Genomic DNA, 26,511 nt, shown 5'->3' on the forward strand with positions numbered 1-26,511 from the left:
CTAAAATGAGAAATCTTGACTTAAAATATAGGAGTTTAAGTCCATTTCGCCAGAATTCAGCATACAACGAACATGTGAGTTGATGACAGCCGCTATCGGATCGATTCGTTCTGTTGCTTTTGACTTGTCCAACATGATGTTTTCGTTCGCATCTTGTTTTGTTATCGCGTTACTCGTTGCCCAATTTAATACAGGATTGTTATTGTGGATGACTTTCTTTAGATACACTTGTTCTCTAAAATCTTTTGTAGGACCTGATAAAGTTGCCATCCCTTGGCGTATTTCTATCATCGTATACCCTTCCGCTTCCATGTCTTGCATAAATTGCGTTGCATTCCATGGATCTGCACATATTTCTTTAATCTTAAATTTATGGTCTTTTTCCATATTTCTAATATGTGTTTTAATATATTCATAATCAACTACCGCACCCGGTGTTGTGGTAATCCATTTTTGTTGTACCCATAGATCATAAGGGACTTTATCCGTTTTTCGTTTTTCAGCTAATGTATCTTCTGGCATAAAACTATGACTCAAGACGATGTATATATCATCCTTTTTAAACTCAAATGAGATACTGGTTAAATCAATTTTGGCTGATAAATCGACACCTACTGTACATTCCAATCCTTTTAATTCGGATAATTCCACCGTTTCCTTGCAATCCTTCCATTTTTGCATATCCATGTAGCCATTTTCTTTCCTATCCACCCAACGATTCATGTTTTTCGTGAGATAATTACGCATTTTCTCAGGTACATCTAATGCTGATTGAAGTTCTCCTTTTAAAAAAGAACGCCCTTCTTCATAACTACATAGAATTGGATTTGCTTTTTCCCACACTTCTGGATTTGTAATCTCATCATCTTTATCTAACTCATTAACCATGACAAAGTATTCTTCGTTTTCAATATCAACATTAGGGTCTAAAATCTTAGAAACATATTGATACTCCACACGATAGCAAGGATGACTCAAATTGAAACCAGCTGTTGTTATAATCATCATCAGTGGATTCGAACGAGCACCCGAACCTGACACCAGAACATCATAAATTTCAGAAGTAGGATGCGCATGATACTCATCAATAATTCCGCACTGAACATTCAGCCCATCACCAGATTTCCCAGCGTCTTTTGATAGTGCTGAAATAAAAGAATCCGTTTTAAGGTGTTCAATTTTCCCATACGCAATATTGAACTTTCCTTTTAAATCCTCACATCCATTCATTTGTGCTTTCATTTCATTCCAGACAATTTTACTTTGCTCTGTTTTTGTGGCACCAACATATACTTCCGACATATTCTCACCAAAGGCCATTGCTTCATATGAGCCCACGCATGCTAAAGATTGTGACTTTGCATTTTTACGTCCAACTTGCCAATATGCCTTTTTAAATCTCCTTAATCCTGTATTTCGGTGCACCCATCCATAAATATTGCTAAATACGAAAATTTGTATGGAATGCGGTTCAATCCTTTGTCCAGCCAGTTTCCCTTTTGTATGTTTAAATAAAGACATCCATTTTAAAAAACGAAGTGCCTTCTCTTCCTTAAAAACATAGGGAAAATCTTCAGATCCTTCACGCTCTATATCATTTAAAAATCGTTTACAAGCCTGTTTATGCTTCTGACAAGCAACAACTTCATCATGCAGTACATCATCACAATAGTCCAACATCCATTGTCTGATCATGTTATACGTCAAACTCCTTTTCTACGTTTGTTTTCGGACCTTGTTTACGATTTGGAATGACAATTTTCGCTCTTGCACTCGGTGTAAGACCAAACTCAACAGCCAAAGCCTTCATTTGCTCATGCAATTGCTTCTTCTTTGTAAGTAGTGGATGGGGAACCTTATTGGTTTCAGCTGCCTTATTGGTATATTCAACAAGAAGTCCTTCTTCTCGTATAATTTTGGTGCATGCAACATAGTCAGAGTAAGCATCGCAATACGTTGCTAATGTATTCACATCTATGTTTGTAATAACATCTAACTCTAATAATTCACCAGCAATCCGTCTAAATTCTTTCTTTGCAACTGAATCTAACCACGTTGGTGGCTTTACCTTGTCTTTTTTTGCTTGTAACTGTTTTTCAGCTTTTAATCGTTGTTCGATTTCATCCTTTGTCAATCGATTTGTATTACCTTCTAATAAATGCAAATGAATCGGCTTCGCTTTCCTTCCTATGTGAACCACCTCCCTCAGCTGAACCCCCTTTTATAGAATAAAACGAACTTTTTACACGGAAAGCTTGGCGGCGGTCTCCAGGGCACCATTACTTGCTTTTTCAAGGTGGGGGGCTGTTTATCATTTTTTCTTCTCATCTTCTTTTGTTTTCTTGTTGTGGCAAGCATGACAGAGTGTTTGTAAGTTTGTTGGTTCTAATCGTTTCGACCAATCAACACGAATCGGAATGATATGATCGACTACATCTCCTATCTTGATAATGTCCTTGCTTCTACATTGCACACATAAGCCATGATCTCTACGAAACATAAGCTCACGCATATCCTTCCACAGTCTTGAGTTGTAGAAGGAACGTGAGCTTTTGTTTCGTATGTATTTATCATAATGTCTGGTGTTCTCCTGTATCTTATCTTGATGTTTCTCACAGTACTTGTCTTTCGTTAACGCTGTACACATTGGTGAAGTGCATGGCTTCATCGGTTTACTTGGCACTTGTACCACTGCCCTTACTACATAGCTTTATCACTCTGAATGTCAACAATGCTGGCCATAATGGAGCAAACAAACATATGAGCATAAGTACAACGGCCATCGCGATTGCTTCTCCTTTCTCATCACCCCCCTCTTCTTTCAACATCTTATGCAAAGTGGGTCGCATTTGAATCGATGCATACACCATACCTATAATGAGATACCCTAATACCCACAAAATCTTTATTCCCCCTGTTATTCGTTTATTTTCGTATACAAACGGTCGTATCGTGTATCTGGAACAGGCTCCAAATCTTGTAGCACCCTCGCCTCATTCATCGTTATCCGACAATCCTCAATTAGTTTGATTATTAAATCCTTTTTATTCATTATTCTCACCCTTCAATTTTAAAAAATAGCCATTCGGTTACTCAAGTACAACAGAATCTATGTTACTTGTAGTTGCATCTCGTAATGTTCATGACAATTAGAACAGTAGACTTGCATCTATCTCACTCCTTTAGAAAGAATATTCCGATTATATATTTACAAATAAATACAACTTGTTATAATAGAGTTAACATTGTCATCCGGAAAAGTAATTCGTCCCCAATACGAGTTACTTTTCCGTTTTTTTATAGCTACTTTTCTAAGAATTCATCCAACGTTTTACCAAGCAAACTAATCATCGCTTCTCTCTTTTGCTTTGGTGTTGTATTATCTTGCATTTCATTAAAGATAGGAAGTACACTTTCTAATTTCTTTTTATCAATGCGTTCATTTACAATATCCTGTCCTAACATTGAAATGAATGTACCAATTACAACCGCTTGTTCTTGTTTATTTAGTTTCATTTATCTCACTCCCTTTAATTACGCCACATTTGATTGAATCAGCTGTATGTTCGACAATAGATTCCGCTACAACTCTTCCATCTAATGAAACTCCAACTTTACAATCCATCCCTACCGATTTACTATCGTTAATCTTTTTAATTATTACAGATTGTTCAGCTATTTCTCTCACGTGATTGATATCAGCTTTCATTGCTAATCCCTCTTCTAACATAGTTACTCTTCGTATTAGTTCTTCAATCGTTGTTGTAGTCCAATAACTTGCATTCTTAATTCAACCATTCCAACTTTCATGTTGTTGTTTTTATTCCCCATCTTCATACTCCTCCTAAATTAAAAGTAGGCCTTCGGCTACTCAATCACAACTTGACGAACTATCAAATGAACTTCCTGCATCATACGAAGAATGTGAAGAACAAGAAGATGAATGGCTACCGCTATCATAGCCACCGTAATCCGAACTGGATTGGCTTGCACTTGATGCCATCGCATTGTGAATCAACCAATCATTTGTTGTACCATCGCTATTTCTGTTTCCATGTTCTTGCTTTACTTTCTTATTCTGTTCCTTCTTTTTCTTTCTTTTGAAAAATAACATGTTTCTTCTCCGCCTTCACATAAGAAAAAGCATGGAAGAAATGACCCTCCATACTTTTTCTTAACTTTATAATGCTCTTACCTGTTTTAGTGGCCAAAAAACAGCTTGTGCTTTTCCAACAATTTCATCTTCTGAAATAAAGCCAAATATACGACCATCTTTAGAAACTTCACGGTTATCTCCTAAGACAAACACTTTTCCTTCCGGTACTTTTGTTTCTCCTGTTATTTTTTCTAAGTTAAAATCTGGAGTTAATACATGACCAGCTGCTTTTTCTTTAAACTCTTTTAAATACGGCTCTACCATTGCTTTCCCATTTACATATAAAACATCATTTTTATATTCAACTGTATCACCTGGCAAACCAATTACCCGTTTCACTAAATCATATCCTTCTTCACCATGGAACACAATGATATCGAAACGGTTTAATCCATAGATACTATAACCAATTTTATTAACGAAAACTCGCTCATTATTTTCTAACGTTGGCATCATTGATTGACCTTGCACTAACGAAGGCGCGAATACGAGCGTTCGAACAAGGAAGGCAATCCCAAGTGCAATCCCTATTATTTTCATCCAAGATATCCATTCTTTTTTCTTATTTTCTTCCATCGCATTCTCTCTCCTCTAGCATAGTTTGATTACCTCTTTTCATGCGTGTTTTCATTATACAGCAGGAAACAACAGAAACCTACCGTTCTCATTTAACATCAACGCAAAGAGGAAAGAAAAATTTTAATACGAAAAAAGGTACGACACCGTACCGTGGTCATATATAAATTCCCTTGGTCTTTTCGTCCTATCGCGGGTTCCTACCGCCCATGCCCGTTCTTCGGTAACGTTTTGATAATGGGGCCCACTCACATCACTTCACATGATGGTGGATACGCTATCCCCACAGCCTCCTGTCTTCCAAACAGGAACTGTAAGAATATCGTACCTCCGATTCCAACTTAAAAAGGTACCCGATTTAGTGCCCCAAACAGTACCCCAAAAGTTCCATAAATTTTCATATCATCTCTAATGCAGTTGCAAAATTCAAAATCCCTGACTTTCGTTTCCGATAAAACTTACCGCGCTTCATCCCTAATACCGTATAAATATAATCATCGTTTAACTCTGTCGCACTCATATACTTCATTTCCAATATACGTTGTTCATCTTGATCTAAAGCATGTTCAAATGCACGATGTAATTGTCTGTACTTGAGTTCATGAACATCTACCTTTCGTAATTCCGGAAATAAGATATCTGCACCTATCTCCATTCGTTCTCGCTGATTCTGAAACCGAACACGTAATACCTTATACTTCTTTAATTCTTCTATCACAAAAGGGCGGATTTCTTTCTCATCGACATATGTAAAAAAAGATAATTGATTCATCGTTCCCCTCCTGCATAAAATCTTATGTTTCGTGCACACTGTAACTAAGCCTTGACGCGGCTTCCTTCCTGAATTGAATTGTTAACTAAACACTTCTAGTCCTTGAAAAGGAAAAACAGCTATTTTTGGCTAGCTGTTTTTTCTTTGTACCTTTTTTACCCAAGAGACATATGCTATCTCGAATCCTTACTTGTCGAATCATTATTTGTTCATGACTCACACACATAACAAGAATGAATCAACTTTAGGCTTCAAGAACGAGCACGCTGGCACAAGTGCTCGTTTTATTGTTTGTATAAAAAGAAAAAATTAACTCATACTATTCATAGGCTTGATATATAGCCCACAATGTCTGAAGGTGTAAAGAGCATATTCGCATTCCTTTCATCAACTGAGCAGTTAGCTTTTGCTAACTGCTTTATTATTTCTCCTTTCTATTCTATTCACTCTAAACTTTCTATACTTTGTCCTACCTAATCTGCTATACTACATATACAACCGTAAGAAAGGCGCTGATATCATGTATGAACAACAGGATAATAGGGATCGCGATCAAAAAATGATGTTCCAAATGCAAGGTATTCCCACGAATCAAGTCAACATGAGCCAATTACCAAAATGGATTCGTTATTTCGGCTATTTCTTTTATGCTTGGATAGGATTATTCAGTATCATCGCAGTTTTGTACTTACTTTTTCGATGACTTTTGTATAACCTTGTAAAACTGAGATATACTACACATACATTATGATGTTTTTTCTTGTTCATTTGTCAGCTACCTGTGGAACTCTTACAAAAGGGTTCCTCTTTTTGGTACAATCCCTATTTTTGATTTAAGCATCCTACTATTCTTTTTAAAGACCTATTGTCTGTCCGATACCTACGACATTCAAAAAAGATTCTAACGCAAATTTACCCGGTTCTATTAGGTCGCTTTTCTACAGTATAAAATTTAAACAGCCTCTCTATCCATTTCTGGAATAATACCTCGCTTCGTCAACATATCATGGATAAACAACCTTCCTTTTTGCGTCCAGCGTGTATTCATCTTTACAGACTTGCTGCCATCCGAATGTGTCACATCAATTGTTTGCGATTTTGTATGCCCTTTATTTTGATGTTTGGCATATAGCAACCATTGATTGTTTACTTTGTACTGTACTTTCTCATCCTTTAAGATTTTATTTAATCGTACAGCTGATAACCCATAATCAGCTGCAATTTGTGCAACAGTTACTGTATCTTTTGACTGAAGAATTTGATCGAGGTATGTAATCTTAGATGCATGCTCTGCGACTTGTTGGGTTAACATGAGATTCTTTTGCTCAGCCACTTCCCTTGCCTGTTGCTCATGTTTGAGTTGAGACGCCAAACTGATGAGTAAATCTGGATCTTGTAGTAAAGCGTTTATCGTAGGCGGTGTCATGTAAGCCCCGTGTTTTCGAATGCTGGGGAGTACTTCTTCAAACACCCATTTTTCAAATTGTTCCGCTTGTGGGAGTTTAGATTTGACGATTAATCTATACACATTCCCCTCATTGATGAACTTCTTCTCTTGTGTTCTCCCTAGTGAATCGATGACCTCGCAAAACGCGACCCCATCTTTTTTACAATGTTTACTTAAAGCATCATGAGGGTTTGAGTACCCTAAAGCTTTCGCAACATCGATTGCTGGAAAGTACTCTTTTCCATTCTGAATTAAGATTTCTAAATTACCGAACATGTGATGTGCGAATGTTTGCATTTGCTTCATCTCTTTCAATTCCCCTCGTTGTTATATTTTGTGACACAACTACTCTGCTATTTTCGGTAAGAACATCCATTTTAAAATAACCACCGAACGAAACGTTCCCCCGTCTTTTTTCGTTTGTTTACCACTATTCACAAGGACTCACAATACATACAAGCTTCCAATCTAGAAGACCACTGGGCAAAACGCCCACCCATCCTCATTCATTTGTTTACCGCTATTCAGAGAGACTAACGTTTCGTTCACCCCTTCTTGTTTACAGTGATCCCTAATTGCTTTGTGCGGATTCGTGTATCCTAATACTTTTGCAACATCTGTCCCTGGAAAGTACTCTTTCCCCTCCATAATCAAAATCTCTAGATTTCCGAACATGTGATGTGAAAATGTTTGAAATTGGTTCAATTTCTATCTCTCCCTCATAAAATATTTTTAGTCTTATTATCTACACCTTCACTTTTCTAGAACCGAAAACTCGTCTATTTCATTAACTAGGAAGAAAGGAGTGAAATTCATGTTTTTTTCCGATTGCGAATGTAATGAAATGAATTGTGAAGCATACGAAGCTAGCACGCTTCCAGCTTTTGGTTTCGCTTTTAATGCCACTTCACCTCAATTTGCTTCCTTATTCACACCCTTAGCATTACCTAGCGTGAGTCCAAATCCAAACATTCCTGCTCCTGTCATACATGATACAGTAAGTGTTGGCGATGGTATTCAAATTCAACGAGCTGGTATTTATCAAATCAGTTACACATTAACGATTAGTCTTGATAATATACCAACAGCTCCAGGAGCCGGTCGTTTCTTCTTGTCATTAAATACAACCAACAACGTTATTGCAGGATCCGGTACAGCAATACGCTCTAATGTGACTGGTACTGGTGAAGTAGATATATCCAGTGGTGTTATTCTTATTAATTTAAATCCTGGGAATGTCATTCGAATTGTACCAGTTGAATTACTTGGAACTGTGGATATACGCGCTGCCGCATTAACAGTTGTTCAACTTGGTTCTTAATCATGATGCATCCGGTGAAAGGTCCTATTCTTTGTAATAGGGACCTTTCACTCTTATCTCTCATACATTCCAATGTAATACTATTCCGCTAATCCCTGCTCTTTCCCAAACTCATTCGCTCTTTTCTGAATTCGTTTCAATATCCGACTTACTTGCACCTGACATCTCCCCACTCTATTCCCAATTTCTTGCTGCGTTTTATGTTTCGCATGCATATCCCACACGATCAATTCTGGGTGCTCCAGTGTTTGGTAAAATGATTGAAGGATCATATGATTCTCCACTTCTCCCACCTTATGTATTGCTTGTGTATCTTCCAGCATGTCTTCTAACAAAATTTCTTCATGACCACCACTGGCTGATGTATACATGACATCCTGTAAAGACTTTGTATTGAGTTGATATTGCAATGCCTCGTTCACTTTCGGAAGAGGCACACCCAGTTGTTTACAAATCGTCTCTGCATCTTCCTCCATCAATCCTTGCCTCATCATTTTTCCTCTTAGTATATATAAATTTCTTGGCACCTTTATCTTGTGACTATTCATAATGAGCTTTCCAACTTCTCCATGAATTTTCGGTATCGCATACGTGGAGAACTGATAACCCAGATTAGGATTAAAATCCCTTCTCGCTTTTATGAGACCCATCATCCCGCACTGCACTAAATCCTCCATCTCCAAACCTGTATTCCCTTTTACGATATCTAACCTGCCTTTGTATCTCTTCCAGATAAAGTGATGCACCAAATTTTCATATTTCCTCATAAATTCCTCATCTGACATCGCTCTCACATCTTCAATCGCTTTCATCATTTCCGCTTCCTCTTTTCCGTTTCTTCGATTTCTTCGGTGCCCGATTTGGTCCTTCCCATACTCCTTGCTTTCTCCATTTATTTTTCAGTTTTCCAACGTAGGAAGGACTTCGTCCAAACATGAGACTGATTTCTTTGTCTGGAATCCCCTGGTCATTGAGTTCCCTTACACGGGCTGGCGTCAATCCATCCGGAATATTTCCAGGTTTCCCTGCGCGTTGTCTCGGCTCTGTATCAAAATACCTACCCAACTGGCGTAACTCCTGACCAGTCGGGCAATTCGCACAAATGCTGATACTGAAACTCGCATCATCTGAACGATTGTAATAACACCGTCTACATTTCTGTTCGATGATATCGCCAATCTGATACGTAAGCTGGATGCGTTCTTCTCTGGTGAGCTTCATGTCTCTCACCTACAATATGGCTTTCAATGCGATGCCTAATGCTTGTGCCCTTGCTTGACATTCTAGGCGGTGCTTCCGTTCCATATCAGCCGTTTCTTCCGCTGCGTTGATTCTAATTTGAGTTTTTCGTAGTTCAGCTTCGACTTCCCATTTCTTTTCGCTTAACTGGTTACTTTCATTCAGTAAAATCGTATATGCTTCTTCCTGTTCTTGTAACTGTTTCTTGATACGTTCGTATTCCGCTTCGATTCCTTTTCTCGCTTCTTGTTCTGTCTGTAGGGTTTGTAAGAGTTGTTCTTTTTCTTTCAAAAGTACAGGAGTAGTCATCACACTTTTTCCGTTTTCATTGTTTGTTCCCTGAGCCTTTTCTTTTGTGGTGAATAGCTTAGATACGCCTATACGTCTCCTAGCCTTCTCTTTTTTCTCTCGTCGTTTTGCAACGTTATAATACAAGGTACTTTCACTCACACCAAGACGGTCTGCAATTTTTGCCCAAGATAGTTTTTCACCTCGTAATTTCTCCGCTCTCTCGCATAATGCATCCCAATTTCTTTCTTCAGCCAGTTGTTCTGCCATCGTTTCATTTCTCCCTTCCAGTAAGGTTTCTCCTAATTGTTTGATTCGCTTCCCAATCCTACAGTTATCCGCACACCAGGAAGTCTTACGATTCCCTGACTTCCTGTATGCCGGCATTTTCTTGCATCCTACGCAGTGTTCATCTTGTAGATTTAATATTTGAATCCGTATAGATTTATTCTTGCTCTTCTTCAAATGACTTGTCCTCATCTGTTATTTCAAATTCTTCTGATGGCTGCGTTGATTCTAAAGCGACCTCTTTTTTTATATCCGCTGTCTCCTCACTCTTTGGCTCTTCTTTTGTTTCTGGCTGCTGTTCTTTCCACTCATGCCACTTTATCGCTAATGGTGCTACACGCTTACGATATTCATCGATTACCTCGATAATTTGACCAGAAGACATATTCAACTCATTTGCCAATTTTAAGTAGGATTCTCCTTCCAGACGGCGTTTCACAATATCCGGAAGTTTATTCGGCATACCCTCAAAGTTCGGTGCTAAACCGCTAATGATAAACGCATCGATAACTTCACGGTCCGCTTGTTCTTTTTCTTCACGAGTCTGCATCTTTTCTTCTGGCATATCTAAATCCGCTTCCATTTGCTCGAACGTTGATTTTACCTCTTGCACCATTCCTTTCTCATCGACTTCGTACTGCGTAACTGGTTCATTTGTTTTCGCATTAATCGTGACATTAAAGTTGACTTGCATAGACTCTAGCGAGACAAATACTTTCGCATCAATCATTTCAGACAGAGAATCCAATTTCCCTTGTAGTGAGGAATCTGTTACTTCTAACACAATCTCTTTCTTCCCATCAGGTTTTAAGTTCACTTTCTTCAACACCGGTTTAAATTCGATATATGCCATTATGATCCGCTCCCTTTATTCTGTTTTTTCGCTTTTTTCTCCGCTCGTTGCAACTTGTTGTACTCATCCAATGTGATAAAACCACCGTATTTCTTCACATGCTTCAGCAAAATCAGCTGTAAGTGCGGGTATTTATATTCAAATAACTTTCTTTTTACGTTGAACGTTTCGGTAATGACGCCTTTTATGTCTATGACCTCTATCTCACCATTTGGCAAGTACACCAAGAAGTCCGCTATGTATGTAATGGCTTGAAAGCTCTTGTTATGTTTCTTGAATGCTGGTTGTAACTTAAATACGGGTTGTCGTTCAAATCCTTGTATTTCGCCTCCTGCACTGCGTATTTTTAAGTCTTCGTAATAATTTGCTTCCGCTTGTGAATCGAACACGTAATCATCGAGGTTCACTTTTTTGTTGTTGTATTTACTCAATCCCTCTCACCCTTATTTCATAACCAGCTTTTTAAATAGTGCTTCATCCTTCGTGTCGAGTGCATAATCGATGAGTTGTTTTGTGAGGAGATTTTCGATTGCATCATGATCTTCCCCGTCTAAATACGTCTGCAAGGAACATTCATCGTCTTCTAGTACATCCAGGTACTGCACATTCTCATATTTCCCTTTGAAATTAATTTGGATGTAGATTGGATTCTCATTCTCTACAAAATGTTCGTATGGCGCTGCCAAACGTTTGAATACACCATAAGGTGTATAAAATACTGAGGCTTCTCCTTCTGAACACGCAGCCGAAATTTCGATACCATACGGATATTTGCGGGCATTTTCTACGAAATGAATCCGGTTTATAAATCTCTCGTCACTAAACGTGACCAAAGAAGCAAATCCTCTTCTGATTTTCCGTTCTAGATTGTCAACTACCCATTCAATAAACTCCAATTTCTTTTCAGCTGACACTTTGCTCATAGCCTTCACTCCTTCTCCCGATAATCTTCGCCTTCAACAGCAACCATATAGTCTTTGCTCATGCCCTTTAAACGACTATTTGCTGCAAAACCTACCTTTTCACCTAACGTCTCGTCATCTTCGTTTGAACTATACAGAATCGGTAAATTATGACGATATCGATAATCAATAATCTGGTAGTACAAATTTTCTTTTGCTTCTGACCATTTGGATTTCCCTAAGTCATCCCACACTAGAACTTCTACTTGCTTTGCGGCATGTAATAAGCGATTGAATTCTTTTTTGTCATCATTCATCATCTTTGCTGCAATAAGGTCATCCATGAACGTCCCGTCCGAAATCAGTAATACGCTATATCCTTGTTTCATGAGATATTTTGCTGCCGCCACTTGCAAATGTGTTTTCCCAAGACCAAAACTGTTATGTTCCCGCTTTGCCTGTGCTCGTTTGGATGGTTCTAACTGTTTAATACGGAGCTCACCAAACGTTGCGATAAAGCCTAAGCTATTTTGTTTCGTCCCCTTGATTTCTTCAAAATTACGCAAATATTTTACGATCGTGCCATACAATAACTTTTGTTTTTCTGTCTCTTGTTGGTACGAATCAAATCTCGCTTGTGCAAACTCTTCTGGAATCATTGCATTTTTCAACCTTCGTTCGATCACTCGTTGCACTTTACACGAACAATCCTTCTGCACCGATACCCTCATTCCAAATTCATTCACTTCCTCGTAAAACAGTACTTCCGTATCCTGGCATGTTGAGCACTTATACGCGTTTGATGTAACTTGGCATGTTTCGTTCTCGGCTTGCAACTTCTTCCTCATAGCTTCTGCCCGCTTGATAATTTCCGCCATTGCGTCTCCCACGTGTTGCATGTTCCCCACCGCCTTTTTGATTTTTATATGATTCATCCAGTTGCATCACATCCGCCATTGTTTTGACATTGCCTTTCTGCCAATTGGATAAAATACCGCTGATATACTTCCAACGTTTTGCATTTTGGTCAATTGCTCGATCCACAGCTTCTACCACCATTTCACTTCCTAGCACATCACAAAACTCTCCCAAATCTTGCAGAGCTGTTTCACTTAGCGGAATATTGTTCTGCAGTAAGTACTGATAACTTTTCTGAAATTCCTCATCAATCAAGGGATGCTTATCTACATCATCATCTATATTTGTTGTAATATCTGTAGTAATATCTGTTAAAGAAAGTTCGTTTTCGCAATTTCCATCTTTCGATTTCGAACTTTCCTTTTTTCGATTTCGCAAAAAGGAAATGATCATTTCGAAAAAACGGTTTTTATCTAGTTTGTAGTGTACAGTAGGAACACCATTTGCCTTTTTCACATACGTTTTCAGAACGCTCATTTCCTCTAGCTTTTTTCTTGCTTTTCGAACACCGTATTTACTAATTCGGATTTCCTCATGCCACTCGCTATCCGTTTTATAAAAATAACCATCTTCTCTTGTTGTACGATCTGACCAATATACAAGTTGTGATAAAAACAAACCTGTTTCTAAGTCATCTACAAGGTCAATAAATACTGTATTGACAACGATTTTATTTGCTTGTCCACTAAACGTATGAATGATGTCAAACACTTCACTTTGAAAATCCACAAGGTTCATTCCCTTCTGCAAATTGCGATGTATGATTGGTTTTCCACAATAACTTTTTCAATTCGATAGTTTGGATACCCAGTCTGTATATATCTTGCAATAGAAAGCTTTAGTTCTTCTTTGGATTGCGCTCTCTCCCACAATTTACGGGAGAGGAGCACCTTTGATTTGCTCATCCTTCAATCGGGAATTCTTGTTGTCCAGCATCTTCTGTTATTACCTGCTCTCCTTCGATTGGATCCACTTCAATAAACTCCGGCTCTTCCGTAATATCCTTTCGCACCACTTCATCTTGCTGCGCTTGTGTCTGCACTTCAATACTAATCGGTAAGTATTTAAACATGTAACGAACCACGGTTTTCTTCGCCATTTCTTCATAGTCGCTACTCCAAGGGCTATAGCTAGAATGAGCGGAAGCGGAACGTTTCCGGCGTTTCTCAATTTCACTTTTCGGCATGAATTCCATTTGATACCCACCATCTTTAAAATGTGCGACTGCATACGCTCCAATAAACGCACCACGGCCCCCATGTGACGGCCTATGCTCCAATTTAGGATGTAGCCCCAACTCATACTCGAATTCATCATTTTCATGTACAGCATGGGCATAAATACTTTGAATATGACCAGACCGTCTTGCGAGGTCAATCATCCCTTTATAGCCTATGATAAATGTGGCTTCACGCTTATACGGTAAGATATAACAATGCCCCAATAATCCTGGTTCCAATCCTAGCTGTACGGCTTGCATCACAGCTCCCATAAGAGAAGGAACTGCGCATTCCAAAAGCTTTGGGTTTGTCCGGATTGTTGTTAAGGCAATGCGACTCATACGGTTCATATCCATATGCTTCGGTAATACTTCCGCCATTCTTGGCGCCATTTTCTTCATGTATGCTTCTACGGTTTGTTCTGGTGTAACTGGGGCACTTTCTTTTCGATTTGCCAATTGATTTTTTAACTTTTCATTTGTTGCCATATGTAACCCGCTCCCTATTTTTTATTTCACGATAAATTTTCTCGATATAGTTTCTTTTGCGTATTTTTTATATAAATCCGGATGGTCTGTTTTAAACCGTTTACTGTCAAAACGATTACTCGTATAGGACTTCCAATGAATGGTGTAATTCTCCGTTGTCGCTTTTTCATGAGAACCTAATTTCGCTTTCAGCTTGTTCTCATACTCTGCCTTTTGTTCTTGTAGTACCTTCATTTCTCTATCTACTTGGTCTCTCGCTTCAATGAGTAGCTCTTCTTGCTTTCCTAGACTGATAGAACTATCCTCAATAGATTCTGGATACATTTGCTTGAGTAGCTGCGTAGATGCCTCTGAACCATCAAACATAGGCGGTTCATCCTTTTCGACGTGATTCAGCCAAAAGTCCCGTTCCATGTTGATCAGATACTGGATTATATCCTCATCCCGCTCGACCTTTTTGTACACGAATTTGTTGCCACCAATTAATACGGCAATCCACCATGCTTCATAGCCTGTAACCGCCATATAGTGCTGACACTGGAGAAGATAAGCAACAGGGACCTCTTCATCCTTCCATTCTTTTTTCAAATATTCAGATGCTGTTTTGCATTCTAATCCAATTCTTTCTCCCACGATGAGCCTGTCCACATTTGCAAGCATCCAAGGATACTCTGGGTGTTGTAAGATGGCATTTCGACGCTGTACCTTTAGTCCTGTACGCTTAGCAAACTCTTGTGCGACTACTTCCTCGAGTACATTCCCAAAATACGCAGCTTCACTTTGTACATCCTCTTGCTCAATAGCTTGTGTTTTCTCAAGAAACACCTGTACTTGCGACTTCCATTTACTTAAGCCAGCAATGGCTGCCACATCTGAACCGCCTAATCCTTGCTTACGTGCTTCTAACCAAGCCTTGCGATCCATATGTAATGTATTTGCTAATACTTTCGCCTGCATGTTTCTTTCACTCACTCTCCGTGTTATACTAACTTCAAATTTATTTTTTCTAAGGAACTCATTGCCGTGAGTTCTTTTTTATTCCCCTGCGACAAAACGTGTGCCGTGTCGCTCTAAAAACTTCCCATGACAATCTTCGCAAATAAGATTCCCCTCAAATTCGTAATACGTCATACCGAAATACAATTCACCGTCACAGTCGCTACAATAATGTTCGAAATCTTTTCTGGAGGAATTGTGTTGGTTGCCTATGGTGTTTGGGTTTTCTAGCATTCAGCTAACCTCCTCAGAAAGCGTAATATAATGCGCCCTTTCCACAACATCCGCATTCACGCCTACACTTCTCAAACGATGAACAATTTCTTTTATATGCGTACGTTCCTCATCATGTTTCTCTTTCGCACGATAGAGTGCCGCCAATTCCCTTCGGGCTAATCGGGCTTCTTTGATCCAGATGCAAAACTGATATGGATCATTCTTTTGCAGCGCTTCAACTTGCTTCTTTTCACAATGCTGTAAAAATTCCTCTAGTATTTGTTTCTTGCCGAGATCCTTTGTTAGAACAGATTTGGTCATGATATTTTCTCCTTTCTACATCTCTTTAAACTTGATTTGCGAATTTACTAAATTAATTTTTTCACTTAATACAATTGGCAATGTATACTCTTTAACAATCTGCGCTGCTATTTCTAAATGACAACGTTTGATAGCTTTATGACTCGTCACACCAAATTCACGGTATAACTGGTTATAAATATCCCGATACACTTTCCCTCTCAATCCTGCGTGTTGATACGCATTTGCCTGTTTACCACCTAATAAAGCAACACCATGACGCTTTACTGCGTTTGAAATTTCATCGCATTCTACTGCAAATAGTGGTGCGTTTTCTCGTAAATCTTTTACATCTGATTTAATGTGTTGGAGTTCTTGTTTTTGTCCTTCTAATGCTTCAAAGGTCAGTTTTAAAATACTCACGGGGTCTGTTGGAACTTGTTGTTGGTTCTGGATGTGGTTTTTCATGCGCTTGAATTCTTGTATAAATCGAATTTTGGTTTGTACAGCCTCTTTCGTGTTATAGCCAAAAACAACTAATGTAAATGCTTCCTCTGTTAAATTGTACTTTGGGTAACTTCGTCCTCTATCTGTTTTATAATTTGACTCCTGAAAATTTAGGAGTGAGAATTCTTCTCCTGCATATTCTATTTGAAGCTTAATATCTGACAAGACATTGTCATGTCGTTTGCCAAACATTTCAGCAATCATTAAACTATCTGTTACTGCCTCACCATTCTTTTCAAATACCAGTTCATTATGTAAGGGTTGTTCGTTTGCTGCTGTTAATTCATTCATATAAAAAATCCTCCTCATTTGTAATAATGCTTGTCCACCCTACGCACTTGGAATGACTCGTCTTGAGTTCGTATGACGATGAACCAAATGTATCCGTCCATCCGCTTTCTTATAGATCAACCAATTTTCTGGATTTAACTTATACGAGTTAATATGTATCTTCTCTCGCTTCGTTGGTCGTTTACCGTTTTTCACTTGTTTCCTCTCCCTCTATTTCTCAAACAGCTCGTCCACTGTTGTTTTGAAGTATTTTGCTAGTTTTTGAGCCTCTTTTAGGGTGAAATCACTTTTGCCGTGTTCTTTAGCAAAATAGGTTCTCGGTGCAATATGAATCAAATTTGCTGCTTTCTCTTGTGTCATGCGTTGTTCTTTTCTAGCGATGTATAGGTTTTTATGCATGGGGATCGCTCCTTGTTTAAATTTTATTCACATTAACGCTTAATTGAAGTGTTTCCTTCAATTAGCTTTGGATAAAACCGTTTAAATACGAACGTTTCGTTCGTATGACAATTAAAAAAAATCTCTTCGATTGGTTCATCTAAAAAGTCAGAAATTTTTTTAGCAACTTCCATTGATGGAATCCGTTCTTTCTTATCCAACATTCTTATATATCTTTCAGTAACACCACAATGTTTAGCGATTTTATGATAAATAATTGACTGTTTCATGTCTGCCTCCTCAATAGAACGTTTCGTTCGATTTTAATCATATCGAATAATTTATACATTGTCAATGACTTTCCGAACATAATGTGCTATGATTGTCTCTAAAGAGAACAGGTTGTTCAAGTGAACAACCTTATGAGGTGATGAAAATGACAGGTATAGGTGCTAGAATAAAAAAACTAAGAAAACAACGTAACTGGACACAAGAAACGCTAGGAAAAAAGGTAGGCGCTTCGTCTCGTGTAATTGGTTATTATGAGTCCGAAGAACGTTTTCCTTCACCAGATACTATTGCAAAATTATCTGAAATACTAGAAGTAACAACGGATTTTATACTAGGACGTAGTACCGAATTAGATATAAAAAAACACAACAAGTTTAAGGAAATTATGGAACGATTAGATACATTACCTGAAGATAAACAGGACATTGTCCTACAACAAATGCTCGCAATCACCAAAACACTAGAAGAATACCATAATAACGAAAAAAATAGCCCCTCATATTAGAGACGGGCTATTTTTTAAATTTTAAAACTTTGTTCTATGTACTCCTCCACTAATTCAGGCTGCGTTTCATCTATTGTTTTCAAAAATAATTCTACAATCTCTTCTTTCGTCATTTCCATTCCTCCTGGTTTCATCTCTATCTACATACATTCTATCATCTTGTAATTTGTTAAATAGCTTACTCGCAAAACTTTTAAAAATAAATTTTTAGCTACTAAATAGCACAATAGAAACCTGAAAAATAAAAAAAGACAACTGCAAAAGTTGTCTTTTTAAGTTTCAGCCCCCAGGCTTCGACCCTTCTTCCATCTTTTGTATTTTATTCAATTGATAATTCTTTGTTTCTAGCACTTTGTCCGTTATTGGTAATATGAATGTCATTGCACAAATTACTAATACAATTTTTTTCAAAATTGATCCCTCTTTTCTCTTTTTTGTATCCCATAATCCATTTTAATGTTGGATGACTATCACCACCATTATATAACTTTCTTGCAATTAAACCAGCAAAAAAATAATTAGATTGGGCAAAAAATTGTTCAAGAACTTCATGCATAATCCCATAATCCTTACTTGCAATAGCTTTAAAAAAGATAACAAAATCATCATCGTCTTTCTGATAGAAAGCCTTCTTTATTTGATCAATCTCTGTAAAATTCAATACCCTATCTTCATAGTATATTTTTGCCAATATAAGATTATGCTTGGTCTCTTGTTCTAATTCAAATATCCCCGATTTTTGAGCAACTTCATGACTTCGTTCAAGATACTCTAAACACATTTTTTTATCCTCTGTCAAATAAGACATACCTAGCCGATAATATGCATCAGCAACTGTTTTATTACAAATATTCGCATTAATTATGATGTATGCATAATGCCTAGTAGCCTCTAAATCATTAAGTTGCAAACAAACTGTACAAAATAACTCTGCAACTCGGTGAATATAACAATTCCTTATAAACAATTTTCGACTTTCGCTCACAGTCAAGATGGAATTCTCAATTTCATTCCCAATTGTAAGCATACGTTCAAAATTTTTATCAAAATAATAATTGTAACATTTCATAATATCTGATAGAACCCGTAAAACTGGATCTTGAATTTTTCCATATCTATCTAATTCTATCTCTATATCATTCCCTTGCAATGTATCTTTCATGTAGTCGTACAAAATTTTATATACACCTACGTATTCTCTTATAGATGTTTCTTCACTTGAATACTTATTAATAAGGGCATTTAGTAATTCGATATCTCTAATAATAGCCGCATATTCGAAACTCTGTTTAATTAATTCTGTAGAATTTAATTCTAAACACCAGTTATGCATCATTTTTTTTGATTCAGCTGTATCTACTGACATAACATGCGATAGTTTAAGTAAATTACAAAAACTAATTGTTCCTTGTTTTTTGAATTTCGACATATATTGTAGTGGAACATCAATTTTTTCAGCCACAGTTGTTAAAGTTAAATCCTCCCTGTCTTCAATCAAATCACATATTTTTTGATGAAAGCGCATAAGAATATTTCCTCCCCCCTCAAATACATAAAAATCCACCATCCTATTTTCTCAACCTCTAAACTGCACTACGAGTGATGAATATCTGTTAAACTAAGAAGGAACTCGTATGATGCAAATGTTTGTCCTAAGGTAGTAGGATGAACGGTGTGAGCGGTTTTGTCACGATCACCTCTTACACACGCTCTGCGAGTTTTTATGTTTTAAATTATTATTTTTGTGATTATTCTGTCTATTAGTTAGATAGAAACCCATATACTGTATACAAGATTAATGTTATCACGAACCTACATTCTCTTCCATCCCTTACAACTTGATAAATATATGTGCCAAAAAATTCGTTGTATTTCCATAAAAATTTCTTGGCACATTTTCCATTTTTAATGAATATTGGTTCATTTTTATTATATTCTACCGAAATTAAATCCAGAAGCCAGCCAATTTTTGATGAATGTACCCAACCAATTTTAAATCGCATTACAATATTACAAGAAATAAATGTAGAACTTTCTCAATATGTGTCAACCCCTTTTTATGGTAGTATGATTTTATCCTTACTTGCAACATCCTGATTGGTGTCCCTAACCAATCTCCCCACTAATCCTAGTGGGGAATTTTATTTTTGGAGTATTTTCGGATTTAAATATAGTATACTATTTTAAACAGCAATTTTATTTTCATGTAGGTAATATGTTATTAAAATTAAAGTGGTTCAAGTCAAGGAAAGGCTCTCAATTTATTTTGGGAGCCTTTTCTTTTGGTAACAAACACGTTATAATCTACTCAATAAATTGAATTATCAATCTTTATATATACAGGAGGGATTCCTATGGTGGTCTACAAAGATAAAGAACGCGGAACCTATTTCTTCGTTGTCAGAGTACGTCAGTTTGATGGTACTCAAAAGCAAGTAAAGCGTCGTGGGTTTAAAACGAAAAAGGAGGCACGTGAAGCTGAGGCAAAAATGTTGGTTGAAAAAGAGACGAACTCTAGCTTAACTTTTGCTCAAGTCGCAGATAGTTATTTTGATTGGTATTGCCAAAGACGAAAGCACACATCAATAAACGTTATAAGAAATATAATATACAATCATTTAATCCAAGAATTTAATAAAATCAAAATTGACCAGATTACGGCCAAACACATTATGCATTATCAAAATAAAATTATTAACAACTATTCCGCAGACCATTTAAAAAAAATTCATACTGTACTCTCTTCCATATTCAACTTCGCAATTAAATTTCATGGATTAACAAACAATCCTGCACGCATTGCTGGAAATTTCGAAAAGGAATCGAATAAACGAATGAATTTTTGGGAGTTTGATGAATTTCATCAATTTATTGATAGTGTAGACGATTTATTATATAAAACTTTTTTCTCGACACTTTATTATAGCGGTGCTAGAAAAGGGGAGCTACTAGCCTTAACTTGGGAAGATATCAATTTTGAAGAAAAAACAATAAATATAAATAAAACAGAGTTTAACAGAAAAATTACAAAACCAAAAACAAAATCCTCAAATAGAATTATTATGTTACCATCTCTTGTAATCGATTTATTGAAAAATTTAAAAGAGCATGCTACAGTAAAATCACCTATCAAAATTAATTACGTTGTGTTTGGCGAATTTTATACTAGCATATCAGCAAGCACTCTCGATAGAAAGTATACAAACTATGTAATTAACGCTGGTGTTAAAAGAATCTTGTTACATGAATTTAGGCATTCCCATGCATCATATCTAATTAACAAGGGTGTAAGTCCACTTATAGTAGCACAACGTCTTGGTCATTCAGATGTGTCTACAACCCTAAATACGTATAGCCACCTATACCCTTCAAAACAAGCAGAAGTAATTGCATTTATAGAAGAAGATTTAGTAAAAAAGGTACCAAAATGTTGCCACAGGGTTTAAAAACCCTGTTATAATCACATTAAGAAACACTGTGACCATGTAATTCAGCAAAATTTGAAATATCATGAACGATTTCGCTTGAAAGTACTGATTTATGTATAACTTCTTCCCCACATTTTATATGTGCACCATTTGCAGAAATATACGTATTTATGCCTAACCCCTTAAATTGTGAGCATAAACTATATGGTCTCCCTGTTGTAACAACTACGTGAATCCCCTTATCTATTAATCTTTGTACCGCTTCTTTTGTACTTTCGTGCATACTTCTATCAATCTCGCTTAAAAGCGTACCGTCAACATCAAAAAATGCAACTTTGTACATAAGTCTTTACATCCCGTCCAAATGATTCGTATCATTAATGAAATGCACCGTTTTTTGTTCACCCTCAATTTCAATTAAACTTATTCCCGTATCTCCCATTTTGAAATAGTAGTCCATTGAAATTGGCATATTGAAAAATGCACGTAATAGACTATTAATTACGCCTCCATGGGCAACAATCGCAATTCGATCATATGTATTCTCTGTCACAATTTTAGAAAAAATCCCTTCTATTCTCATTCGAAACTCAATAAATGACTCTCCGTTTTCAAAACGGTCATGAAGAAACTTTGGTTCTGGATATTTCTTTGCTTCTTCAAATGATAAGCCAGCTTGTATTCCATTATTAAACTCCATTAATTCCTCTTCTAATTGAATTGGACAACCAATTACTTCTGCTAATGTTTCACCCGTTTCACGAGCACGTTTTAATGTGCTTGCCCAAATGAAATCTGGTGCAAAATCTTTTTTCACTTTCTGTACAAGTTTTTGTACTTGTTGTCTCCCTTTTTCAATTAACTCAAAATCAGCTCGTCCTTCATGCACATGTAAAATATCAGCTTCTGATTCTCCGTGGCGTATTAGTAGTATTTGCATGTTTCTCTCTCCCTTTATTTAACATTCATAAAATTCCATTATATCACATTTTAAGATTTCAAAATAAAAAAGGAACGGTCTCCCGTCCCTCATCCATTCACTTTTTCCGCATCATTCCAATAATATTTACTAAACGCTTCTGTTAACACATCAATTGTGTTATATAATTCATCTAACGTATTATCAACACCACCAACTTCAATTAACATCGCATTTTTCGATAAATCTTGGTTATAAACGCCATTTCCATCTTTTTTATACTTTGGAAAAATCCCTCTACTTAATCCGTAGTAGTTTTCATCTAAATAACTATTGATTGCTCTTGCAATTTTTTCATTTTCAGCACGCCTTTCATTTTCCATCCCAATTATAAAATATAATCTTGCATACGATTTCCCGTTAATTACTTTTGTTGTTACTTTCTTACGCTGGTCATCACGATGTATATCAATCGGAAACGCAATTTTATTATTTTGTGCTAATGCTTCTTTTACATATTCATGAGACGCTTTATATGACTGATACCATACCCACTTTTTACTCGCTAATAAATCACCCATATTCGTTTTATCGTGAATTACTGGAATTCCTTGCCCCTCAAGTTGTTCCTTCATACGTTTTCCTAGTAAGGACACATTTACATCTGGGCTAGATGGATCAGTTGCCCCTGGTAATAATGGAAAGAAGGATTCCCAGCTATGTGTATGATAAATATATACTGCACTCTCACCTTTTTTCGCTCCGTTCTTTTTCTGAACCGGATTATTCTTTTCCGCTTCTGTAACTTTATCTTTTGCTACTTTCCGCTCTTTCGTTACTTCTTCAATCGGTACACTAGATTCATTTGGGATATTCGTCAAGTTTGTCCCTTCCCCAGCTACGATAATGTTAGAATAATACTTTGACATACCAGGTACTTCTTTACCGACAAATGTTCTTAAATCTTTAATCTTCAAATCTGTCGCAATAGAGAACATTAAATTCCCAACTGACTCTCGTTTATTCTGCTTAAAATAATCAAATCCATAATAGCGATTCTCACTTTCTATCATTTGAACAAAACCTTGCATCGATACTTTTCCAAACCATTGATTTGCATAATTCGATTTCATTGTATGTAAAAGTGACGTCAGAATCGACGCTATCATAATTACTATTAGCGCATATAAAAGGAGTAACGAAATTAGTTTCTTCCCATGTATTCGAGTTGCATACTTTTTCACTGCATCACCTTCTTTATACATGGATATGTACAAGCTTTTCGGAATATACGCACAAAAAAAGAGAAATGGTATCCCATTTCTCTTCCTCACTTTTATTGTTCTTTTCCTGTATCATTTGAAGGTAGTTTCTTCGCTTGTTTTTCTTTAAATATTTCTCCAATTGCCCCAAGAGTACCAAGTGTTTCAATTGCATTAGACGGAATAAAGACTTTATTTGCTGGTCCTTTTGCAACTTCTTCTAATGATTCAAATGATTTATAAGCAAGTATACGTTCATCTATATTCGCTTCACGAAGCAATTCAATACGGTTTTGTTCTGCTTTTGCGATTTCTTCAATTGCTCTTGCTTCCCCTTGCGCTTCTAATTCTTTCGCTTCTTTTAAACCTTCAGCTTCGCGAATACGCGCTTCTTTATCCCCTTCAGCCATCAAGATTTTACTTTGCTTTTCCCCTTCAGCGCGAAGAACTTTATCTTGTTTTGCTGCTTCAGCTTCTAAAATAATCGCACGTTTATTACGCTCAGCCTTCATTTGTTTTTCCATTGATGCTTGCACATCTTTTGGCGGGTTAATATCAACAACTTCGACACGTTCAATACGTACGCCCCATTTTTCTGTTGCTTCATCAAGCGCTAAGCGGATTTCTGTTGAAATTTTTTCACGACCAGATAACGTTTCATCTAGTTCCATTTTACCGATGATTTGACGCATCGTTGCTGAAGTAATATTACGAACACCATATTCATAGTTTGAAATACCATATGTCGCAAGTTCTGGTTCAACAATTTGATAGAAAATAATTGTATCAATTTCTACTTGAACATTATCTTTCGTAATTACCTTTTGCGGTGGTACATTCGTTTGTTGAATACGTAAGTCATGATATACACGGACACGATCTACAATTGGTATTAAAATATTTAACCCAGGGTGCATGATACGTTGAAACTTACCAAATCTTTCAACAACCCCAACTTTTTGCTGAGGAATAATTTTAATTGTTAATGCGATAAATGTAACTACAATTAGTGCGAATATAATCGTTAACGTTAATGCTACCATATTTATTCACTCTCCTTTTTCACTTGTAATATAGTACTATGCCTCTTTATAACAACGACTTTTTCTCCAGCATCAATTGAAGAATCTGCAATAGCTGTCCAAGTATCTCCATCCACCTTTACAATACCATTCGCTTCATTTGTAATCGCTTGCATAACAATCCCTTTTTTACCAACAAGCATATCTACTGTATCAGTAAAACCTTTTGCTTCTCGAAAGTTTTTTGAAATTCTTTTCGTAAAGAATGTCAAAGTTAAACTTACAATTGCACCAACAGTAACTTGTAACAGTAGTGCATCAGGAGCAAACAAAGCAATAAGACCTCCGACAACAGCCCCAATTCCAAGCCAAAGCATGTAAAATGTAATCGACAACATTTCTGCGATAAATAAAATACCAGCTATTATAAACCAAATTACCCAAGCAGCCATATGCAACCCTCACTTTCTTTCTCATTTTCTATATGTATATGAAGAAAAGAATGGTTTATCCGCCCTTTCTTACACTTGGGCGTTTGCTACAAGCTATTGTACATACTCACTGTTACAATGATTATTAATATAATACTATATCAATATATTCTTCATTATACATGAAAATTCCTTTCAAAAAGTGACAAAAAATGAAATTCTTTAAAAATTTTAATTTTTAAACTACAATTATTCTAATTACTAAATACTATTTTTTAGAGGTGGTATTCTTATTGAAAAACCAGTCACTAACTTACTACTTAGGTTCCAAAATATGCATTACTCTTGCTGACATCGTATATGTAATGATTATTACAACTCATATTTATATAGCAACTAAATCAGCTACTATTACTGCTCTTTTTCCACTATTACAAGTTATCACAAATCTAATTGCTAACATCTCTGCACCTCTTATAGTAAATCGTTTTCCACCTTATACGTTGTTATATACGCTACAATGGCTAAAAACAGTCTTTTTACTATTATTAATGATTTTATTTCCGGTCTTATCCACAAATATTATAGCTCTATTAACTTTTATTTTTTTCATTTCATTATGTAGTGGATGGAGTGCTCCATTACTATACAGCATTCTTCCGCGCCTTACACCAAAAGAAAAATTAGTAAAAGTAAATAGTATCTTTTCCTTTTCAACACAAATTGCGCAAGCCGCCGCTTATTCATTTACGAGTGTTATCGTTCTTCTCATTGGCGCTACATCTACACTCATGATTAATAACATGTTGATGATTTTTGGATGCATTGCATTACACTTTTCATTACATACCATACATACTGAACGAATAGCAGACCCTCCCTCTTCAAAAAGTACTGCTTTATCGGAAGGTTGGAAACTCTTATTTCAAAATCCTTCTCTCCGTACCGTTACATATATGGACTTAATTGAAACTTTCGCAGGGACAATATGGATTGGTGCTATTACAATGGCATATGTTACGTCTATTCTTCATAAAAGCGAAGAATGGTGGGGATATATTAATACAAGTTATTATGTTGGTACGTTAATCGGTGGTCTATTAGCATGGAAAATGAGTTCCTATATTCAAAACAATTTAATACGATCCATGTCGATTGGCTCTCTTATGTTTAGCATTCTTACATTTTTATATGGTATGACGAGCAGCGGATTTATTGCGCTTTTTCTATGTGTTCTAATGGGACCATGTTATCAAATTAGAGATATTTCTCAAACGACAGTTTTACAATCAAGTGTCGCCCCTTCTTTATTATAAAAAATGTATACGGTACATGGCGCCCTTCTTTCAACAACTTCTGGTCTTTCTATGCTTAGCGTTGGCATTATTACTGATATGTTCGGTGTCCGTACAATTTATATAATCGCTTCTATTCTTATTTTATGTTCCGCTTGTTTATCTTTCAGTTTATTAAAATATTATAAACCAGAGTAGAATA

36 protein-coding genes and 3 pseudogenes are annotated in these 26,511 nt (G+C 36.5%); 5 read left to right on the forward strand and 34 right to left on the reverse strand.

Features of this window, described 5'->3' with window-relative positions; genetic code table 11:
* The 10 genes and pseudogenes from MHI28_RS06575 to MHI28_RS06620 all read right to left on the reverse strand — a co-directional run bounded on the left by MHI28_RS06575 (nt 1) and on the right by MHI28_RS06620 (nt 5,504).
* Nucleotides 1–1,695: a terminase large subunit gene (locus MHI28_RS06575; RefSeq protein ID WP_340827711.1), complete on the reverse strand. Its 1,695-nt coding sequence runs from the start codon at nt 1,693–1,695 to the stop codon at nt 1–3.
* Nucleotide 1,696: 1 nt separating this feature from the next.
* Entirely contained in the window at nt 1,697–2,200 is a 504-nt protein-coding gene (locus MHI28_RS06580; RefSeq protein ID WP_340827712.1) for a phage terminase small subunit P27 family, read from the reverse strand.
* A gap of 111 nt (nt 2,201–2,311) precedes the next feature.
* Entirely contained in the window at nt 2,312–2,683 is a 372-nt protein-coding gene (locus MHI28_RS06585) for an HNH endonuclease (RefSeq protein ID WP_098709978.1), read from the reverse strand.
* Nucleotides 2,673–2,900 (reverse strand): hypothetical protein, encoded by a 228-nt coding sequence (locus MHI28_RS06590; RefSeq protein WP_257156165.1) that lies wholly within the window; start codon nt 2,898–2,900, stop codon nt 2,673–2,675. The genes MHI28_RS06585 and MHI28_RS06590 overlap by 11 nt, the downstream gene beginning before the upstream one ends.
* Nucleotides 2,901–2,917: 17 nt before the next feature.
* Nucleotides 2,918–3,052, reverse strand: a complete 135-nt coding sequence (locus tag MHI28_RS06595; protein WP_256425422.1) for a hypothetical protein — start codon at nt 3,050–3,052, stop codon at nt 2,918–2,920.
* 251 nt (nt 3,053–3,303) lie between these two features.
* Complete coding sequence (locus MHI28_RS06600; RefSeq protein ID WP_098856399.1) at nt 3,304–3,516, reverse strand: hypothetical protein; 213 nt, start codon at nt 3,514–3,516, stop codon at nt 3,304–3,306.
* Nucleotides 3,503–3,798, reverse strand: a pseudogene (locus MHI28_RS06605) (hypothetical protein). The gene MHI28_RS06600 and the pseudogene MHI28_RS06605 overlap by 14 nt, the downstream one beginning before the upstream one ends.
* A gap of 73 nt (nt 3,799–3,871) precedes the next feature.
* The gene (locus MHI28_RS06610; protein ID WP_065485558.1) at nt 3,872–4,114 is read right to left on the reverse strand and encodes a hypothetical protein; all 243 of its coding nucleotides are present in this window, start codon (nt 4,112–4,114) and stop codon (nt 3,872–3,874) included.
* Nucleotides 4,115–4,180: 66 nt separating this feature from the next.
* Nucleotides 4,181–4,732: a signal peptidase I gene (lepB, locus tag MHI28_RS06615; RefSeq protein ID WP_065485560.1), complete on the reverse strand. Its 552-nt coding sequence runs from the start codon at nt 4,730–4,732 to the stop codon at nt 4,181–4,183.
* A gap of 397 nt (nt 4,733–5,129) precedes the next feature.
* Nucleotides 5,130–5,504, reverse strand: coding sequence for an ArpU family phage packaging/lysis transcriptional regulator (locus MHI28_RS06620; RefSeq protein ID WP_098856398.1), 375 nt, complete (start codon nt 5,502–5,504; stop codon nt 5,130–5,132).
* A 520-nt stretch (nt 5,505–6,024) separates the two neighbouring features.
* On the opposite strand from MHI28_RS06620, the gene MHI28_RS06625 reads away from it, so the two are divergent.
* On the forward strand, nt 6,025–6,207 hold the full coding sequence (locus MHI28_RS06625) for a hypothetical protein (RefSeq protein ID WP_030028814.1): 183 nt from the start codon (nt 6,025–6,027) through the stop codon (nt 6,205–6,207).
* 249 nt (nt 6,208–6,456) lie between these two features.
* Here the strand turns inward: MHI28_RS06625 and MHI28_RS06630 are convergent, their stop codons facing one another.
* Entirely contained in the window at nt 6,457–7,257 is an 801-nt protein-coding gene (locus tag MHI28_RS06630) for a phage antirepressor KilAC domain-containing protein (RefSeq protein ID WP_340827717.1), read from the reverse strand.
* Nucleotides 7,258–7,419: 162 nt separating this feature from the next.
* Entirely contained in the window at nt 7,420–7,656 is a 237-nt protein-coding gene (locus tag MHI28_RS06635; protein WP_429699444.1) for a BRO-N domain-containing protein, read from the reverse strand.
* A 109-nt stretch (nt 7,657–7,765) separates the two neighbouring features.
* Between MHI28_RS06635 and exsF the strand changes: the two genes are divergently transcribed.
* A complete protein-coding gene (gene exsF, locus MHI28_RS06640) occupies nt 7,766–8,272 on the forward strand; it encodes an exosporium protein ExsF (protein WP_340827718.1) in 507 nt (168 codons plus the stop codon).
* 80 nt (nt 8,273–8,352) lie between these two features.
* Here exsF and MHI28_RS06645 read toward each other — a convergent pair whose 3' ends face one another.
* The 16 genes from MHI28_RS06645 to MHI28_RS06720 form a co-directional block, all read right to left on the reverse strand.
* Nucleotides 8,353–9,087 (reverse strand): sigma-70 family RNA polymerase sigma factor, encoded by a 735-nt coding sequence (locus MHI28_RS06645; RefSeq protein WP_340827719.1) that lies wholly within the window; start codon nt 9,085–9,087, stop codon nt 8,353–8,355.
* Entirely contained in the window at nt 9,071–9,493 is a 423-nt protein-coding gene (locus MHI28_RS06650) for a hypothetical protein (protein WP_098856396.1), read from the reverse strand. Before MHI28_RS06650 ends, MHI28_RS06645 begins: the two co-directional genes overlap by 17 nt.
* 9 nt (nt 9,494–9,502) lie before the next feature.
* Nucleotides 9,503–10,186 (reverse strand): zinc-finger domain-containing protein, encoded by a 684-nt coding sequence (locus tag MHI28_RS06655; RefSeq protein ID WP_242316663.1) that lies wholly within the window; start codon nt 10,184–10,186, stop codon nt 9,503–9,505.
* Nucleotides 10,187–10,244: 58 nt separating this feature from the next.
* Nucleotides 10,245–10,940, reverse strand: coding sequence for a 2-methylcitrate dehydratase (locus tag MHI28_RS06660; protein ID WP_144517405.1), 696 nt, complete (start codon nt 10,938–10,940; stop codon nt 10,245–10,247).
* Complete coding sequence (locus MHI28_RS06665; RefSeq protein WP_144517403.1) at nt 10,940–11,371, reverse strand: DUF1064 domain-containing protein; 432 nt, start codon at nt 11,369–11,371, stop codon at nt 10,940–10,942. The genes MHI28_RS06660 and MHI28_RS06665 overlap by 1 nt, the downstream gene beginning before the upstream one ends.
* A 12-nt stretch (nt 11,372–11,383) precedes the next feature.
* Nucleotides 11,384–11,863, reverse strand: coding sequence for a YpiB family protein (locus MHI28_RS06670; protein WP_242316665.1), 480 nt, complete (start codon nt 11,861–11,863; stop codon nt 11,384–11,386).
* A gap of 5 nt (nt 11,864–11,868) precedes the next feature.
* Nucleotides 11,869–12,678, reverse strand: coding sequence for an ATP-binding protein (locus MHI28_RS06675; RefSeq protein WP_030028828.1), 810 nt, complete (start codon nt 12,676–12,678; stop codon nt 11,869–11,871).
* The gene (locus MHI28_RS06680; protein ID WP_098856536.1) at nt 12,632–13,489 is read right to left on the reverse strand and encodes a DnaD domain-containing protein; all 858 of its coding nucleotides are present in this window, start codon (nt 13,487–13,489) and stop codon (nt 12,632–12,634) included. The genes MHI28_RS06675 and MHI28_RS06680 overlap by 47 nt, the downstream gene beginning before the upstream one ends.
* 172 nt (nt 13,490–13,661) lie before the next feature.
* Nucleotides 13,662–14,468 (reverse strand): recombination protein RecT, encoded by an 807-nt coding sequence (gene recT / locus MHI28_RS06685; protein ID WP_340827720.1) that lies wholly within the window; start codon nt 14,466–14,468, stop codon nt 13,662–13,664.
* 21 nt (nt 14,469–14,489) lie between these two features.
* Complete coding sequence (locus MHI28_RS06690; RefSeq protein ID WP_340827721.1) at nt 14,490–15,425, reverse strand: YqaJ viral recombinase family nuclease; 936 nt, start codon at nt 15,423–15,425, stop codon at nt 14,490–14,492.
* A gap of 78 nt (nt 15,426–15,503) precedes the next feature.
* Nucleotides 15,504–15,698, reverse strand: a complete 195-nt coding sequence (locus MHI28_RS06695; RefSeq protein WP_098856538.1) for a hypothetical protein — start codon at nt 15,696–15,698, stop codon at nt 15,504–15,506.
* Nucleotides 15,699–16,001: a hypothetical protein gene (locus MHI28_RS06700; RefSeq protein WP_000167565.1), complete on the reverse strand. Its 303-nt coding sequence runs from the start codon at nt 15,999–16,001 to the stop codon at nt 15,699–15,701. It abuts the gene before it with no gap.
* A gap of 15 nt (nt 16,002–16,016) precedes the next feature.
* Nucleotides 16,017–16,778 carry an ORF6C domain-containing protein gene (locus MHI28_RS06705; RefSeq protein WP_098856537.1) on the reverse strand — a complete coding sequence of 254 codons (762 nt, stop codon included), beginning with the start codon at nt 16,776–16,778 and terminating at the stop codon, nt 16,017–16,019.
* Between the two features lie 39 nt (nt 16,779–16,817).
* The gene (locus tag MHI28_RS06710; RefSeq protein WP_180231840.1) at nt 16,818–16,973 is read right to left on the reverse strand and encodes a DUF6906 family protein; all 156 of its coding nucleotides are present in this window, start codon (nt 16,971–16,973) and stop codon (nt 16,818–16,820) included.
* Between the two features lie 15 nt (nt 16,974–16,988).
* Entirely contained in the window at nt 16,989–17,177 is a 189-nt protein-coding gene (locus tag MHI28_RS06715; protein ID WP_023523419.1) for a helix-turn-helix transcriptional regulator, read from the reverse strand.
* Between the two features lie 32 nt (nt 17,178–17,209).
* Nucleotides 17,210–17,446 carry a helix-turn-helix transcriptional regulator gene (locus MHI28_RS06720; RefSeq protein ID WP_098282341.1) on the reverse strand — a complete coding sequence of 79 codons (237 nt, stop codon included), beginning with the start codon at nt 17,444–17,446 and terminating at the stop codon, nt 17,210–17,212.
* A gap of 146 nt (nt 17,447–17,592) precedes the next feature.
* Between MHI28_RS06720 and MHI28_RS06725 the strand changes: the two genes are divergently transcribed.
* Nucleotides 17,593–17,952: a helix-turn-helix domain-containing protein gene (locus MHI28_RS06725; protein WP_098687089.1), complete on the forward strand. Its 360-nt coding sequence runs from the start codon at nt 17,593–17,595 to the stop codon at nt 17,950–17,952.
* 319 nt (nt 17,953–18,271) lie between these two features.
* Here MHI28_RS06725 and MHI28_RS06730 read toward each other — a convergent pair whose 3' ends face one another.
* Nucleotides 18,272–19,477 (reverse strand): AimR family lysis-lysogeny pheromone receptor, encoded by a 1,206-nt coding sequence (locus MHI28_RS06730; protein WP_098856540.1) that lies wholly within the window; start codon nt 19,475–19,477, stop codon nt 18,272–18,274.
* Between the two features lie 829 nt (nt 19,478–20,306).
* Between MHI28_RS06730 and MHI28_RS06735 the strand changes: the two genes are divergently transcribed.
* Nucleotides 20,307–21,398 (forward strand): tyrosine-type recombinase/integrase, encoded by a 1,092-nt coding sequence (locus MHI28_RS06735; protein WP_098678217.1) that lies wholly within the window; start codon nt 20,307–20,309, stop codon nt 21,396–21,398.
* A gap of 22 nt (nt 21,399–21,420) precedes the next feature.
* On the opposite strand, the pseudogene MHI28_RS06740 reads toward MHI28_RS06735, so the two are convergent.
* From MHI28_RS06740 to MHI28_RS06760, 5 genes and pseudogenes are all read right to left on the reverse strand, one after another.
* Nucleotides 21,421–21,723: pseudogene (locus MHI28_RS06740) on the reverse strand (HAD hydrolase family protein); the annotation flags it as partial.
* A 6-nt stretch (nt 21,724–21,729) separates the two neighbouring features.
* The gene (locus MHI28_RS06745; protein WP_340827724.1) at nt 21,730–22,320 is read right to left on the reverse strand and encodes a histidine phosphatase family protein; all 591 of its coding nucleotides are present in this window, start codon (nt 22,318–22,320) and stop codon (nt 21,730–21,732) included.
* An 89-nt stretch (nt 22,321–22,409) separates the two neighbouring features.
* Nucleotides 22,410–23,615, reverse strand: a complete 1,206-nt coding sequence (gene spoIIP, locus MHI28_RS06750) for a stage II sporulation protein P (protein WP_374058747.1) — start codon at nt 23,613–23,615, stop codon at nt 22,410–22,412.
* Between the two features lie 20 nt (nt 23,616–23,635).
* Nucleotides 23,636–24,604 (reverse strand): SPFH domain-containing protein, encoded by a 969-nt coding sequence (locus MHI28_RS06755; protein ID WP_000226256.1) that lies wholly within the window; start codon nt 24,602–24,604, stop codon nt 23,636–23,638.
* 2 nt (nt 24,605–24,606) lie between these two features.
* A complete protein-coding gene (locus tag MHI28_RS06760; RefSeq protein ID WP_000741974.1) occupies nt 24,607–25,035 on the reverse strand; it encodes an NfeD family protein in 429 nt (142 codons plus the stop codon).
* Nucleotides 25,036–25,307: 272 nt separating this feature from the next.
* Between MHI28_RS06760 and MHI28_RS06765 the strand changes: the two are divergent.
* A pseudogene (locus tag MHI28_RS06765) lies at nt 25,308–26,507 on the forward strand (MFS transporter).
* Nucleotides 26,508–26,511 lie beyond the last annotated feature (4 nt).

It is taken from the genome of Bacillus sp. FSL K6-0268 (assembly GCF_038005425.1).
Lineage (GTDB): Bacteria > Bacillota > Bacilli > Bacillales > Bacillaceae_G > Bacillus_A > Bacillus_A thuringiensis_S.